At 66.4% G+C, this 13,603-nt stretch carries 13 protein-coding genes; 6 read left to right on the top strand and 7 right to left on the bottom strand.

Annotated features, from left to right (window positions below; all coding sequences use genetic code 11):
* The first annotated feature begins 12 nt into the window (after window positions 1-12).
* Window positions 13-864: a 5'-methylthioadenosine/S-adenosylhomocysteine nucleosidase family protein gene (locus AC5Y5O_RS04460; RefSeq protein ID WP_243394099.1), complete on the top strand. Its 852-nt coding sequence runs from the start codon at window positions 13-15 to the stop codon at window positions 862-864.
* Between the two features lies 1 nt (window position 865).
* Here the strand turns inward: AC5Y5O_RS04460 and AC5Y5O_RS04455 are convergent, their stop codons facing one another.
* The gene (locus AC5Y5O_RS04455; protein WP_500023949.1) at window positions 866-1,720 is read right to left on the bottom strand and encodes a sulfurtransferase; all 855 of its coding nucleotides are present in this window, start codon (window positions 1,718-1,720) and stop codon (window positions 866-868) included.
* Window positions 1,721-1,833: 113 nt separating this feature from the next.
* On the opposite strand from AC5Y5O_RS04455, the gene AC5Y5O_RS04450 reads away from it, so the two are divergent.
* Entirely contained in the window at window positions 1,834-2,298 is a 465-nt protein-coding gene (locus AC5Y5O_RS04450) for a hypothetical protein (RefSeq protein ID WP_243394097.1), read from the top strand.
* On the opposite strand, the gene AC5Y5O_RS04445 is transcribed toward AC5Y5O_RS04450, so the two are convergent.
* The 4 genes from AC5Y5O_RS04445 to AC5Y5O_RS04430 form a co-directional block, all read right to left on the bottom strand.
* The gene (locus AC5Y5O_RS04445) at window positions 2,295-3,437 is read right to left on the bottom strand and encodes a glycosyltransferase (RefSeq protein WP_096288887.1); all 1,143 of its coding nucleotides are present in this window, start codon (window positions 3,435-3,437) and stop codon (window positions 2,295-2,297) included. The two genes, AC5Y5O_RS04450 and AC5Y5O_RS04445, sit on opposite strands and share 4 nt — an antisense overlap.
* A gap of 191 nt (window positions 3,438-3,628) precedes the next feature.
* Window positions 3,629-4,807 carry an AAA family ATPase gene (locus tag AC5Y5O_RS04440; RefSeq protein WP_096288885.1) on the bottom strand — a complete coding sequence of 393 codons (1,179 nt, stop codon included), beginning with the start codon at window positions 4,805-4,807 and terminating at the stop codon, window positions 3,629-3,631.
* A gap of 34 nt (window positions 4,808-4,841) precedes the next feature.
* Window positions 4,842-6,431 (bottom strand): Na+/H+ antiporter, encoded by a 1,590-nt coding sequence (locus AC5Y5O_RS04435; RefSeq protein ID WP_096288883.1) that lies wholly within the window; start codon window positions 6,429-6,431, stop codon window positions 4,842-4,844.
* Window positions 6,432-6,522: 91 nt separating this feature from the next.
* Complete coding sequence (locus AC5Y5O_RS04430; protein ID WP_500023946.1) at window positions 6,523-7,593, bottom strand: DUF5685 family protein; 1,071 nt, start codon at window positions 7,591-7,593, stop codon at window positions 6,523-6,525.
* A 180-nt stretch (window positions 7,594-7,773) separates the two neighbouring features.
* On the opposite strand from AC5Y5O_RS04430, the gene AC5Y5O_RS04425 reads away from it, so the two are divergent.
* Genes AC5Y5O_RS04425 through AC5Y5O_RS04410 form a run of 4 tightly spaced genes read left to right on the top strand, consistent with a single transcriptional unit; the run spans window position 7,774 to window position 10,092 of the window.
* Window positions 7,774-8,208 carry a protease inhibitor I42 family protein gene (locus tag AC5Y5O_RS04425; RefSeq protein WP_096291233.1) on the top strand — a complete coding sequence of 145 codons (435 nt, stop codon included), beginning with the start codon at window positions 7,774-7,776 and terminating at the stop codon, window positions 8,206-8,208.
* 39 nt (window positions 8,209-8,247) lie between these two features.
* Window positions 8,248-8,727 (top strand): hypothetical protein, encoded by a 480-nt coding sequence (locus AC5Y5O_RS04420; protein ID WP_133160869.1) that lies wholly within the window; start codon window positions 8,248-8,250, stop codon window positions 8,725-8,727.
* A gap of 9 nt (window positions 8,728-8,736) precedes the next feature.
* Entirely contained in the window at window positions 8,737-9,438 is a 702-nt protein-coding gene (locus AC5Y5O_RS04415) for a mycothiol-dependent nitroreductase Rv2466c family protein (RefSeq protein WP_096288877.1), read from the top strand.
* A gap of 9 nt (window positions 9,439-9,447) precedes the next feature.
* A complete protein-coding gene (locus tag AC5Y5O_RS04410) occupies window positions 9,448-10,092 on the top strand; it encodes a TIGR03085 family metal-binding protein (RefSeq protein WP_500023944.1) in 645 nt (214 codons plus the stop codon).
* A 63-nt stretch (window positions 10,093-10,155) separates the two neighbouring features.
* Here the strand turns inward: AC5Y5O_RS04410 and AC5Y5O_RS04405 are convergent, their stop codons facing one another.
* Both AC5Y5O_RS04405 and AC5Y5O_RS04400 read right to left on the bottom strand, forming a co-directional pair.
* Complete coding sequence (locus tag AC5Y5O_RS04405) at window positions 10,156-11,169, bottom strand: TIGR03617 family F420-dependent LLM class oxidoreductase (RefSeq protein WP_096288873.1); 1,014 nt, start codon at window positions 11,167-11,169, stop codon at window positions 10,156-10,158.
* Window positions 11,170-11,194: 25 nt separating this feature from the next.
* Window positions 11,195-13,495, bottom strand: a complete 2,301-nt coding sequence (locus AC5Y5O_RS04400; protein ID WP_096288871.1) for a putative bifunctional diguanylate cyclase/phosphodiesterase — start codon at window positions 13,493-13,495, stop codon at window positions 11,195-11,197.
* Window positions 13,496-13,603 lie beyond the last annotated feature (108 nt).

The following is a 13,603-nucleotide window of genomic DNA, read 5'->3' as shown; positions in this document are numbered from 1 at the left end:
GAGTGCCCCGACGTGACGGTGGATTCATCCGAACAGCGCACGCTGGTCTTGACGGCCTTTCCCGTCGAGGCAGATGAGGTGCTGTCGCACACCACACTCGACCTCGACCCCGTGGTCGTGGCCGACCGTCGACACTTCTATCTCGGCTCGATCCGCGGCAGGAAAGTCATCGTGGCGATGACCGGCATTGGCATGGTCAACGCAACCGAGGCCACCGATACCGCGTTGACCTACTTCTCCAGCATCGTTGGCGCGGTGGTGTTTTCGGGCGTGGCCGGTGGTGCCGGGCGGACCTCCATTGCCGATGTGGCCGTGCCGGCGCGCTGGACATTGGACAGCGGCAAGACATTTCATCCGGTCGATGCCGACATGCTGGCTGCTGCCGAGACCCTTTCCGTCACACTGGAAAGCGCCAAACGGATGCGTCATGAGCCGCGGCTGCTGGTCGGCGGTGACGGCTGCAGCTACGACAACAACAACGGGCGGGCCTTCCCGGGTGTCCCGCTCGGTGGCGGGGTGTTCGGCTGCCAACCGCGAACGGCGCCAGATCACTCGTTCTTCCACACCGGCAACTTCTTTCGGGCCGCGTGGCCATGGCTGCGGCATGGCCTGATCAGCAACGCGAAGATCGTTTCGGCGGCGGATCCGGCCTTCGATGCCACCGACAGTGAGACCGCGGCGGCGCAGGCCGTCGCGGACGCGCATGGCGTGCCGTTCCTGGGGATCCGTGGAATGTCGGACGGACCGGGCGATCCACTTCGGTTGCCGGGTTTCCCGTTTCAGTTCTTCGTCTACAAGCGGGTTGCCGCGGTCAACGCCGCGCGCGTGACGGCAGCGTTTCTGCGGCGCTGGCCGGGCGCCTGATCTATTCGGGTCCGTGAGCGACGGGGAGGCTCGGATCCGAAGACCATTCGGACCACGATCCCGGGTACAGCGCGGTCTCGCGGCCCATCGCCGCGAGCGCCGCGACCGCGATGGTGGCGGTCACGCCCGAGCCGCAGTAGGCGCCCAACGGGCCGGTGCTGTCGATGCCGCGATCGGACAACTGCTGGGCGAGCGCGTAGTCACCGAGAAACGTGCCGTCGGCCGCCAGCACCGAGCCGCTGGGCAGGTTCCGTGCCCCGGGAATGTGACCCGCGACAGCGTCGACGGGTTCGGAGTCGCCGCGATAGCGTTCCGGTGCGCGCGCATCGAGCAGTGTCACGTCGCCCGCGCCGGCTTGTTCGGCGGTCAGGGTAGGTAGAGCTCCGGCGTACAAATCCGTATGGGACACAGTCACATTCCCCGCTTCCGGGGTGACGTCGCCCGTCTCAAGGCTTCGCCCGGCTGCCCGCCATGTGCCCAGTCCGCCGTCCAAGATGCGGACGTTCGCGAGTCCGGCCGCGGTCAGCACCCACCACGCGCGCGCCGAACCCGCGCGATTCCAGTCGTCATAGACCACGACCAATGCGTCTTGCCGGATACCCCAGCGGCGTGCGGCGTTTTGCAGGCTTCGTCCCGAGGGCAGCGGGTGACGGCCGCGGCCGGACACGGTGTGATCGCTGAGTTCGTCGTCGAGCGACACATAGACCGCACCCGGGAGGTGGCCGTCCCGGTACGTCGCCCGGCCGTCGGGTTGGTCGAGCCGCCAACGGACGTCCAGTATGGTCAGCGGATCACCGGCCTCGATCAATTCCGCCAACTCCGTGGCGGTGATCAACACCTGGTCGCGCGGTTCCACGGTCCACCTCCTCGTCGTCTTCAGCGAGCCTAGCCCGCGGACCGAAAGCGTTTCGTCTCAGCAAACAACGGCGTAGCGTCGGCTATCAGCACCGGCCGTCGACGGGAGCCGATATGGGCAACATCTATCGGATAGCGCTCGCAGCGGGCATCGCGCTCGCGGCCGTGCCGGCGATTCCGGCCAATGCGATGCCAAATACCCAGTGCACGCTGACAACACCGGTGACGGAAGTGCGCAGCCTGTCGCAGTTGCCGCCGGAACTCGTCAAACTCCTTCCGCCGATCGCCGACGTCGGCGCGCCGTTCAACAAGACGGATTCGGTGACCGATCCCTCGTTGCCGTTCCGGCGGCTGATCCGCGCCGGCAACCGCGACGCCGACTGGTTCATCTGGTACGAACACGGCGGCGCGGGCTACTTCTGGCAAGCAGTGGTGGCACGCGTGTCACCGGGCAGCCCGCCGACGGTCATCGCAAATGCCGGAACCATCACCGACACCCTGTGCAGTCTCACCGACGGCGCCTTTGCCGGCCGCGTGCCGCCCTATCCGGCGGGCTCGTGGGGTGCGTCCGACTTTTAGGCGGTGTTCTCGGTGTCGTCGTCCGGCCCACCGATCGCGGGTCCCAACGTCGCCAGCATGCCGGCCGCCGCCCGCTGCCAGGTGAAGTTCTCGGCACGGCGCCGCGCGGAGGTCCGGCGGTGGTATTCGGGCAGGCTGATGACGGTGCCGACGGCCCTGGCGATGGCCTCCGGGTGGTTGTCGGCCGATGCGCCGCTGTCCGGGGTGATGATCTCGGTGAGTGCCGAGGTGCGCGAGACCACGGCCGGCGTGCCGCATGCCAGCGATTCCAGCGCGGCCAACCCGAACGTCTCATGCGGACCCGGGGCCAGGGTGACATCCGCCGAGGCCAGCAGCCCGGCGACGGTGTCCCGGTTGGAGACGAACCCGGTGAAGTCGATCGGCAGCCCGGTGGCCTGGCGCTGCAGCTTGGCCCGCATCGGGCCCTCGCCCATCACGACCAGTCGGGCATCGACGCCGAAATCGCACAGCGCGGCCAGCGCGTCGATGCTGCGATCGGCCCGCTTCTCCACCGACAGCCGGCCGCAGTGGACCAGCAGAAGCTGGTTGGGCGTGGCCCACTGCCGGCGGACCAGCGCGGAGTGCCGACTCGGGTGGAAGGTCTTCAGGTCGACACCCAGTGGCACGGTGACGACGTTCTTGGCGCCGATGCGGTCGAATTCCTCGCGCGCGAATCCGGTAGTGCAGACGACGGTGTCGTAGTCGGCGGCGGTGCGGCCATTGGCAAAGTCGGCGAGGCTGCGCGCCGGTCGCTTCGGAAGTACTTGTCCGGCAAGGCGATCCAGCCGCTCATGCGAGATCATCACGGTCGTGGCGCCGTGTTCGCGGCCCCAGCGGCCCAGTGACCTCAGGGTCAGGCGGTCGGAAACTTCCAGCGCGTCGGGTTGCAGCGCTTCCAGCAGCGCCTTGACCGGACCTGGCATCACCGCGCGATAACCACCGGTGAAGGGAATCAGCCAGGCGGGCATAGTGATTCGCACCACACCCGTCGGCAGTAGGGTACGTTCGGCGCGCGGCCCGGGAACGATCAGAAAAACTTCATGCCCGTTGGCGCTGTATTCCGCGCCCAATCGGTCCACCGCGGTACGAAGACCGCCGGACCGTGGGCCATAGAAATTAGCGACCTGTACTACGCGCATATGCAGAGGACACGCGGCGGTTGTGTGCGTTCAACGATGCGGACCTGACGTGTGCCTTAACAGTCCATGAATTCGGCTGGTTATTCGCCGTCCTTCAGTGTGCCTTCGGGGATTTGAGTGTGCGGCCACGGTGGCGATACCCCAAGCCGGGCCAGGTCACCCAGGACGCACACTCGGTGCGACGCTGGCACTCAGCGTTTTCCCCAGTCCCAGCGCGGTGTGCTGAGCAGGTCCTGGCCGGTGATGCGGGTTTCGCCCCAGTCCTTGTAAAGCTCGATTTCCACGGCCCCGCCGCGATCGCTCTCCGCGACCGGCACCGTGTCGAGAAACGTCAGCAACGACCGCGAGTGCGTCACGACCACAACCTGAGTCTGCTCGGCGGCGGCGCGGATCAGTGCGGCAAGCGGTCGCACCAGGTCAGGATGCAGCGAGGTCTCCGGCTCGTTGAGCACCATCAGCGACGGCACTTCCGGGCTCAACAGCGCGGCGGCCCACAGCAGGAATCGCAGTGTGCCATCGGATAATTCGGCCGCACGCAACGGACGCAGCATGCCACGCTGGCGCAGCTGAACGTCGAATAACCCGTCGTGGATCGCTACCGAGATCGTGGCGCCGTCGAAAGCGTCTGCGATGACCCGGCTTAACTCGTCGGATCCCGATTCGAGGATGGTTTGAATCGCCGCGGCCAGGTCGCTGCCGTCGTCGCTCAGCACCGGGGTGCGAGTGCCCACCTGCGGATGCCGCGCGGGCGCTCCGCCGTCGACACGAAACCCGTCGTAGAACCGCCATCCGCGCAGTCGCTCCCGCACCGCCGCGAGTTCGGGAAGCGCGTGCGGGTTGGCGTACTCGGCAAGCACGCTGCGGTACAGGGGCAACGATCGGCTCAGTTCGTCAAAACCGTTGTCGGCGTTGACGGCTTCGGCGAACGCCCGTGATCGGCTCACCAGCGTCGCACTGGGCCGCAGCACCGGTCCGGCGAATATTATTTCCCGTTTGATCTCGGGATCGCGGACGAAGACCGACGGCCCGGCCGACTGCGGGATGCCGAGGTCGACTAGATAGCCGAAATCGTCTGCGGCGAAGCCCATTTCGAGCGAGATAGGCCGGGTGCGAACCGTGCCTTGGGTCTTCTGGGAGCGCCGCGCGCCCTTCAGTTGCTCGGGGCCGGCCCACAGCACCGATTGCAACCCGCCCTCGCGGGCCAGCGAGCCGATGACCTCACCCCGGCCGCAGTCCGCCAACAGCCGCAGCGCGCGGTAGACCGACGACTTCCCCACGCCGTTGGCGCCGGTGATGAGCGACAACCGCCCCAGCGGCAGGATGACCTCGCGCAGTGACCGGTACCCGCGGATCGCGACCGTCTGCAACATGTCGCCGACTGTACGGCGGCACACCGACTCCCAGTCAGCTGTCGGCGGTGTCGAGCAGTTGCACCTCTTCGAGGTCCATCTCGGCCTGCAGCTCGCGCAACACCAGGTCGTCGATTACCCGTTGATTGCGTAGCCCGACGATGGCCCGCCGCTTGTGCTCGAGCACCCCGAGGCGCACCCGCCGAACCATGTCGTCGCGCCGGGCCAGGTCGCCGGTCGACGTGCCGTCGTCACACTCCGTCACGAGCGCCGCGTGCTCGTCGTATTCCTTTTGCAGGCGGCTCAGCATTTTCGGGCTGACGCCGAGTTCGCCCGCCACCACCGGCAGCGCGTCGAGCGCGGCCTTGGCGCCCGCACTGCGGGCCAGCTGGAGCTCGGCGGCGTAGGCGACGTCTTCGGGCATGCGCGCCCACCGAACGACCGCCGGCAGCGTGATGCCCTGAACCAGCACGGTGGTCAGGATGACGACGACCACGACGAAGATCAGCAGGTTGCGGTCGGGGAACGGTGCCCCGTTCAGCGTGGTCGCCGGGACGGCGAGCGCCGCAGCGAGCGAGACGGCGCCGCGGAATCCGGCCCACGCGGTCACGAAGCGCTGACGCCACGGGACACGACGCTCACGCTGCACCTCACGGCGGTCGATCAGGCGCAGCAGCAACGTGGTGAATTCGCCCCAGAAGATCCGCGACACGATCACGACGCCGGTGACGGCGAACGCGATGAACAGGGCGTGGCGCAGTCCGCCGTCGACGCCGTTGATGCCGCGCACCGCGCCCGGGATCTGCACTCCGACGAACACCCACAGCGAGCCGTTGATCAAGAACGTCGCCATGTCCCAGAAGCCGTAGGACAGCAGCCGGGACCGGGCCCGGATCACCACCGGCCCGGAGTACGCGAGCACCAGCGCCGACACCAGTACCGCGACCACCCCGCTGCAGTCGAAAGCCTGGGCCAACAAGAACGCCGCGAAGGGCGTCAGCAGGCTCATCGCTCCTTCTTCTTGCGGCGCGTCGATTCGTTTGCGGGCCAGGGTGACCAGCCCGCCGACCAGCAGCCCCGCGGCGATACCGCCGAGGTAGGAGCCGATGAAGCGCAGGACCAGGTCGGTCGGGCCGATTTCGGCCCCGCCGACTGCGACGTGCACGGTCACGAAGAACAGCACCAGCGCCGTTCCGTCGTTGATGAGGCTCTCGGCGCGCAGCACGGTGAGCGTGCGGCGGGGCAACTTCTTCGCCAGGCCCGCCACGGCGGCGGCGTCGGTGGGGGAGAGCACGGCGCCCAGCACCGCCGCCGTGTGGGATTCCATGCCGAGTAGGCGGGCCGTCCAGGACACGGCGACGGCGGTGACGATCACCAGGATGACGGACAGGAAGATGATGATGCGCAGGTTGGCGCGAACCTCACGCAGGCTGGTGTCCAGGCCTTCCCAGTACAGGATCGCCGGCAAGAACAGCAGCAGCACGATCTCGCCGTTGATGTGAATGTGGGCGAACGCGGGGATCAGGCCCAACAACGTGCCCAGAAAAATGAGCAGCACCGGGGGACCTACGCGATAGCGCCGGCCGAACACCGTTCCGACGATGACGGCCGACACGAGCGCAACGATGACTTCGAGCCCAAACACGTGCCCATCCTGCCGTACGGGACCGCGTCTAGTTATCTGGGCCGAGACACGTCACAAACATGTAATGGCGCAACGGGTTCGACGAGCCGCCTTACGAGCAGTCGCAGCAGTCTCCACAATCGCAGCAACACTCGCAGCCATCGCAGCAGCAAATGCAGGTGCCGTCACCGCGCCCGCCCTTGCGCTTGTTGCCGGGGTCTGGGGTCTCGCCCTCGGGGTTTTCGCCGGTCGGATAGCCGGCACCGACGGGCTGATTCCCGAAGTTGATGCCCTCCTGCTGGCCGTGCGGGGTCCCGCAGGTGGGATGGCCGGACCGGCTGAAGGTGCGCGAGATCGCCCGTCGTACCTCGCGGGTCAGCAACCGCTGGGCCAGGCGGCCGTCGGTGAACTCGACTTCGGCCAGGGCCAATTCGATGCCGAGCGCCGCGTCGTCACACAGCACACGGGCCTGCTCCATCGGAGTTTCAGTGGCGGCCAACGGGTTCCACTTACCGCGGGCGAGGTCGTCGTGGTAGTCCTCGACCGCGTCGAGCAGGTGCGCGACCCGTCCGAACAGCTGACCGATCTCGCGCAGCGGCGCCTGGTTGCCCGGCCGGCCGGCCAGCAGTGCGGTGTGGGCGAACGCCTCGGCGACCGCGGTTTCGGTGGGCTCGGTCACCAGCAGCAACGAGCTGCCCGGCCCGGCCGTCGCCTCGAGCCTGCCCTGGCGGTCCATCGCGGCGACGAGCACGCCGGTGTCGAATCCCAGGGTGTGACCGGTGTCGGTGCCCTGGCGCACCCAGCGCTCGGCGATGCGGCGCGCGGCCGGTCGCACACCGACGGCCCCGACCATGCCGTCGTGGTCGTCGACGTGATCGCGGACCCGGGCCGCGGCCAGGGCCAGGGACACGACGGCGGCCAGTCGTGCGCAGTCGCCGGTGGCCACCTCGGCGCGCCGCATGCCACGCCCCGGGCAGGGCCCCGCCTTGCGGCGGGTGGGCTGCTCGGGGGACTGGGCTTCGACCAGAAGGGAGACCACCAGGCCGTCGTAATTGGTGGCGATCCGCGCGGACTGGCCATAGTCGTCGCGGAGTGCCAGACACAGTCCGCACAGTTGGGCGGTCCAGGCTGCTGCGAGCTCACTGCCGAGTCGATGACGGCAGGGTCGAATGATGCCGAACATGCACAGAAGCTACCCGACCCACAGCAAACGCGTGCCTAAAAACGCCGACCTGTGATCGGCGACGGCAAAGATTGCCGCGAGGGAAAATCGCGCTGCCAAAATGGTGATCATCACAGTCCTGCCCCCAGGACGCCGAACGGGAACATTCTGCGCCCCGCCATAATGGAGGCGATGACTGTCGTGAAGATCAGGTTACTGATGACCGTCGCGATTCTCGTCTCGTCGATGCTGGTGGGTTGCCACTTCGAGAGCAGAAACCCGCCGACGTCCAAGTCCCTTGTGGTTCCGATGGAACAGGTGCTCAAGCAGAACAGCATCACCCAGAACGTCACGTTGGCGGTGGGGAACACGCTGAAACTGCAGCTGGGCGCAAACTACAGCACCCCGTTCCGGTGGCAGGTCGACACGAAGATCGCCGACGGTTCGATCATCGAGCAAACCAGCCACCAGTACGTACAGCCGAGCACCGATGCGATGGGCGCGCCCGGCACCGAGATGTGGATGTTCACGGCGCTCAAGCCGGGGACGACGACGATTTCCACCTATTACTCGAGCTTCGTGGGCAAGAACACCGCGCCGGTGTGCCAGTACACCGCGATCGTGACTGTGCAGTAAAACACTGCGGACGGCCACTGCCTCAGCTAACGTCTGGCTGTGCTTGGCTTACTTCGCAAATGGGCGCAGTTGACCAATGTGCCCGCCGAGCTGCACGCCGAGCTCGAAGCCGAGGGGCTTATCTTTCTGGCCGGCCGGGTCGGCGTCGTGCGGCATTTCAGTGGGCATGTCCCCGGTGTCTTCTCGGCCTCGGGTGTCGCGCGCTATTCGGGTGCGTTCGCATTCAGCGCCGCACGGCTGGTCGCCACTTTCCCGACGCGTGGAGACGCCGATCTGCGGTCCATCGACTGCCCTTGGGATACCAATAAGGGTCCGGCCGCCGCGACGATCACCCGTAAGGGTCTGCTGATCGACATCGATCTGCGCGGTGTCGACCCCGCTTTCAGCGGTTCGATGAAACTGCATTACAAGCGACACGTGCCCGACGAGGTGTTGGAGCGGCTGCCGACCCGTTCGCTGCGGTTCCCGGTTGACCCGGTGTTCGTCTATCGCGCCGCGGGAGTGCGTCCCAAGTCGTAGGGTCAAGCGATGAACACCGTGGTGGACTTCCACTTCGACCCGATGTGCCCCTTCGCGTTTCAGACGTCGTTGTGGATCCGCGATGTGCGTGACCAACTGGGCACCACCATCAATTGGCGGTTCTTCAGTCTGGAAGAGATCAACCGGGCCGACGGTAAGAAGCATCCGTGGGAGCGCGACTGGTCCTACGGCTGGTCGCTGATGCGGATCGGTGCGCTGCTGCGTCGCACCGACATGATGTTGCTCGACCGGTGGTACGCCGCGATCGGCCACGAACTGCACACCCTGGGCGGCAAGCCGCACGAGCCCGCGGTGGCGCGAAAGTTGTTGCGCGACATCGGCGTCGACGAAGCGAATCTCGATGCGGCACTTGCCGACCCGACGACCCACGACGAGGTTCGCGCCGAGCATCAGACAGTGGTGGATGCGGGCGGCTACGGTGTCCCGACGCTGTTCATCGACGAACAGTGCCTGTTCGGCCCGGTGTTGGTGGATCCGCCGACCGGGTCGGCGGCGCTGAGACTGTGGGACGTGGTGACCGGGATGGCCGAGCTGCCGCATGTGTACGAGTTGCAGCGGCCCAAGACGGCGGCAGACGCCGAGCTGATCGGGAAGAGTCTGCGTCCGTACCTCGACGGTCGCGATTGGGTCAGCATCAATCGCGGTGAAGTCCTCGACGTCGAGCGGCTCACCGGTGGATCCTCGGGCTGAAATACCGCGATGGCCGATGTTTGGCTGGACACCCAAGAGCGCCTGGAGCTTTGCGATCTGTTCGACGAGCTCGGCCCGTCGGTGCCGACGCTTCTTGACGGCTGGACTGCCCGCGATCTCGCCGCCCATCTGGTGTTGCGGGAGCGTGATCTCGTTGCCGGGCCCTGCCTCGTGTTGCCCGGGCCCTTCGGCCGGTTCGCCGAGCGGCGGCGAGCGGGATTGGCGCGTCGCGAGGACTTCTCGTGGCTCGTCACGCGAATCCGGTCCGGACCGCCAGTCGGGCTCTTCCGCATCGGATGGGTTCGCGCGATGGCGAATCTCAATGAGTTCTTCGTTCATCATGAGGACCTGCGCCGAGCGAATGGGCGAGGCACTCGGAGCCTCACGCCCGCGATGGATGCCGCACTGTGGCGAAATGTCCGCCGAGGTGGTCGATTTCTGAGTAGACGTCTTCAGGGCTTTGGGCTCGAAATCCGCCGGGCCGGAACCAGCGAGTGGGTGACGGCTGTAGCGGGAGATCCCGCGGCTCTGCTCACCGGAGAGCCGGGCGAGCTCCTGCTTTACATTTTTGGGCGTCAAGCCACCGCACAGGTGCAAGTCGGCGGACCGCCGGAGGCGGTTGCGGCCGTGCGCCGCACGCGTTTTGGCATGTGACTTTGTCGCCGGCGGGGAGCACGACGTTTTGCCCGCCTCTGAGCGACAATTCGCGGCTTGGCGTCACTCACGCAGCTGGCGGGCGACCTCCCCATACCGCTCGAAACGCTCGTCATCGCCCAGGGCGTTGTAAAGGGCCACGCGCGTGGCGATTCCGCCGTACTTCTGGGTCAGCGCGTCGGCCAGGCCGTCCCACGTCGACTCGGTGGCAAAAGCCGCGATGTGTTCGTCGCTGATCTGGGCCGCCATGCCTGCGAAATCGCCGGCCTTCTGCTTCTCGCGGATGCGGGCTGTGGTGCCCTCGAATCCGGCCTCGTCCCAGATGAATGCGTAGTTGGGGGTACTGCCGTAGAAGGCCATGCTGGTGCGCACCGTCTCGCGTTGAGAGTCGCGGTCTTCGTCGCTGTCGCCGACGATCGTCATGACCGGGACGATGATCGCGACGTCCGACGGTGAGCGCCCGGCCTGCTTCGCGCCGGTGGCGATGTTGGGCAGCACATGACGCTTGAGGTAACCGAGCTCGCCGAGCGGATGGACGTGCACGCCGTCGGCCACTTCGCCGGCCATCCGCAACATCCACGGATTGACTGCCGCGACATCGACTTTCGGATCGGGCGCGTCGATCGGGCCCGCGCTCCACTGCGGCGTGATGAAGTCGAGGTCGTAGAACTCGCCGTGGTGATCGAGCTTGCCGGTGCGGAAGGCCGAGAAGCACGCCTTGACTGCCAGCACGTAGTCGCGCAGCCGCGGGCCGGGGTGTTCGAACGCAACACCGTAGCGGCGCACGACATGCGTGCGCACCTGGGTGCCCAGGCCGAGCCGGAAGTTGCCGCCGGTCGCCTCCTGTAGCTCCCATGCCGCGGCGGCGGTGACGAAGGGGCTGCGCGGAAAGGCCACCGCGACACCGGTGGACAGCTGGAGTCCGGGAGCGGCCTGCGAGGCCACCGCGGCGTTGAGGTAGGCGGTGCGGCCGGTTTCGGTGAACAGCATGCCGGAGAAGCCCGCGGCCTGGGTGCGCTGGGCCACGCCGCCGATCTGAGTCAACGGTTGCGGAACCGTCATCACGTCAATGTGCACGGCGCAACCCTATGCCTTGGCGTGATCACTGGGTCGCGAGCGTGGCATTCTGCGAGACTTGCGGAATCTCAGAGGCAGGCACCGGGGGACAGAAGAAGTTGCCCTGCACGGCGTCGCAACCGTATTCCCTAAGCCGCAGGGCTGTTTCCGCGTCTCCGACACCTTCGGCGATCGAGGCGATGCCGAACTTGGTCGTCAACTCGATCACCGACCGGACGATGGTGGCGGCGCGTTCGTCGTGCAGAATCGGCGCGATGAAGAGGCGGTCGAGTTTGACGTCGTCGATGGGCAATTCGCGCAAGTAGGTCAGTGAGGCGTAACCGCTACCGAAGTCGTCGATCGCCACCCGAATACCGGACTCGCGCAAGCGATCGAGCACCGCGCGGGCCTTCGCCAGGTCCGCCACCAACAGGTCCTCGGTGATCTCGACCGTGAGCGAACTGGGGGACATGCCGCGCGCATCGAGCAACGACATGATGCGGTCGGGCAGGGCGTCTTCGTCCAGCGAGGGCGCCCACAGGTTGATCGCGACGGGGATAGCCGCGCCGGCCGCGTACCAATCCGACGCGTCGGCGACCGCCCGCGACAGCACCAGGTCGGTCACAGCGTCCATGAGCCCGTGATCGCGGACCAACGGCAAGAATTCGCCGGGCTCGAGCGTGCCGAGTTCTGGGTGTTCCCATCGCACCAATGCTTCGGCGCCACAGACGGATCCGGTCGCCATGTCGAATTTCGGCTGGTACAGCAGCGTCAGCAGGCGATCGTCGATGGCTCGTCGCAGCTCACCCAGCAGTTGCAGGCGGGCCATGCTGTCGTCGTGTGTCGGGTGTTTGCCGCGCCGATCAAACATGGCGGGGGTGAAAGTCTGCACATCGGTCGAGCTGGCCTGCTGAGCCCAGCGGCGGGCCGCGTTGGCCTGGTCGAGAAGCTCGGCCGGCATCAGGACCGAGCCAGGTTCGGTTCCGGCCGAGGCCAAGCCGATGTTGAGGTGTATGTGCAGCCGATGATTCTCGAGTTCGAGAGGCTCGGCGAAGGCATAGACGAGTTTTCTTGCGACCTGTGCGGCGACCTCGGGGCGGTCTTGGACCAGGATGGCGAAGTCGTCTCCGTTCATCCGCGCGACCGTGTCGGCGGGGCGCACATTGATTTGGAGCCGCTCACCGACACTGCGCAGTAACTCGTCGCCGACGGCATAACCGAGCGTGTCATTCACCATCTTGAAATCACTGATGTTCAGCGCAATTACGCTGGCCGGGACGCCGTGGTGAATTTGCAGCCGAGCCGCGTGCGCGAGCCGATCGTCGAATAGTCGCTGATTGGCCAACCCCGTTAACGGGTCCCGCAAGGCCGCTTCTGACAGTTCGGCGGCCAGATGTTGCTTGCGGTCGAGCAATAGCAGGTGGCGGGCGACCGTGGTTATGAATAGCACCACGCAGACCGAGAAAATAAATGCCTCGGCACGGGTCGTGGGCCAAAAGTGCACAGCCCCGACGGCGATGGCCAACAGTACGGGCCCGTACGGCAGCCACAGCGAAATTTTCGGCAGCGGCTGAGAAAAGCCGAGATCGAGCTCGGGCCCGGGGCGAGACGCAATTCCAGCAAGGGCGATGAAATATATTCCGATCGCCCAGCCGAAAATGACGATGTCGTGGGGCACTCGTTCGGGATGATCTTCCCAGACGTGGACGATTCCGGCCGTCGCAATGGCCGCCCAGCCCACGGTCATAAATGTCGGCGAGAGTTTGCGGCCCGGCTCGGCTTTCCACACGGTGATGGTCGACATCACGAAAAGCCCGGCGTACACCGCGGACGCGGCGGCCAACAACATCAAGGGCATGGTGACAATTTGTTCGGGTTGGCCGAAATGGCCCAGCACCAGGATGGCCAACACGATCAACAACGACGCCGCGACGAGGATGCCGTCGAGCAGGAGGCCGATCCCGAACCGGGAGTCGTCGCGGCTGGGAATGGTGGCGGCGGTGGCCAAGGCGCACAGCGGCAAAATGACGAAGCCCAAGTTAGCCGCCGAGACGCCCGCCATCGGGGGAATGCCGCCCAGTGTCACGTAGCACCACACCGCCTGGCCGGCCGTCCAGCCGGCCAGCCCGATGCTCATCACGGTCCACGCAAGACGTTGGCGACCGCGACCGATCCGCGCGGCGCCGACGGCGCAGTCATTGGAGAACATGCCGATAATCCAGAGTCCGATCGGACCGGTGGCCGCCCGATCTGAGGGACCGGTTCTGGTGAACAACAGCAAGCCGAACACGAGCAGACCGACAGTCGCCAACGCCAGCGCGGTTCGGCGTCGCGTCAGTGAGAACATTTCTCCTGCCCTGTCGTATGCGGTTGTCCGAAGCAGAATAAGGCACGGTGCGGGCGTCCGTGCTCTCTATAGTGGTGCTCTTAACAATTTCGCCGAAAAGTCTTCGGG

The sequence above is a fragment of the Mycobacterium sp. NGS40 genome (assembly GCF_059812735.1).
The sequence above is the reverse complement of the archived record's forward strand: the minus strand, read 5'-3'. Positions and strand labels throughout refer to the sequence as shown.

Excerpts from the sequence above, each read along its gene's own strand:
- AC5Y5O_RS04450 (WP_243394097.1), top strand. The coding sequence starts at position 1,834 with ATGGGCAACATCTATCGGATAGCGCTCGCAGCGGGCATCGCGCTCGCG.
- AC5Y5O_RS04445 (WP_096288887.1), bottom strand. The coding sequence starts at position 3,437 with ATGCGCGTAGTACAGGTCGCTAATTTCTATGGCCCACGGTCCGGCGGT.
- AC5Y5O_RS04440 (WP_096288885.1), bottom strand. The coding sequence starts at position 4,807 with ATGTTGCAGACGGTCGCGATCCGCGGGTACCGGTCACTGCGCGAGGTC.
- AC5Y5O_RS04430 (WP_500023946.1), bottom strand. The coding sequence starts at position 7,593 with ATGTTCGGCATCATTCGACCCTGCCGTCATCGACTCGGCAGTGAGCTC.
- AC5Y5O_RS04415 (WP_096288877.1), top strand. The coding sequence starts at position 8,737 with ATGAACACCGTGGTGGACTTCCACTTCGACCCGATGTGCCCCTTCGCG.
- AC5Y5O_RS04410 (WP_500023944.1), top strand. The coding sequence starts at position 9,448 with ATGGCCGATGTTTGGCTGGACACCCAAGAGCGCCTGGAGCTTTGCGAT.
- AC5Y5O_RS04400 (WP_096288871.1), bottom strand. The coding sequence starts at position 13,495 with ATGTTCTCACTGACGCGACGCCGAACCGCGCTGGCGTTGGCGACTGTC.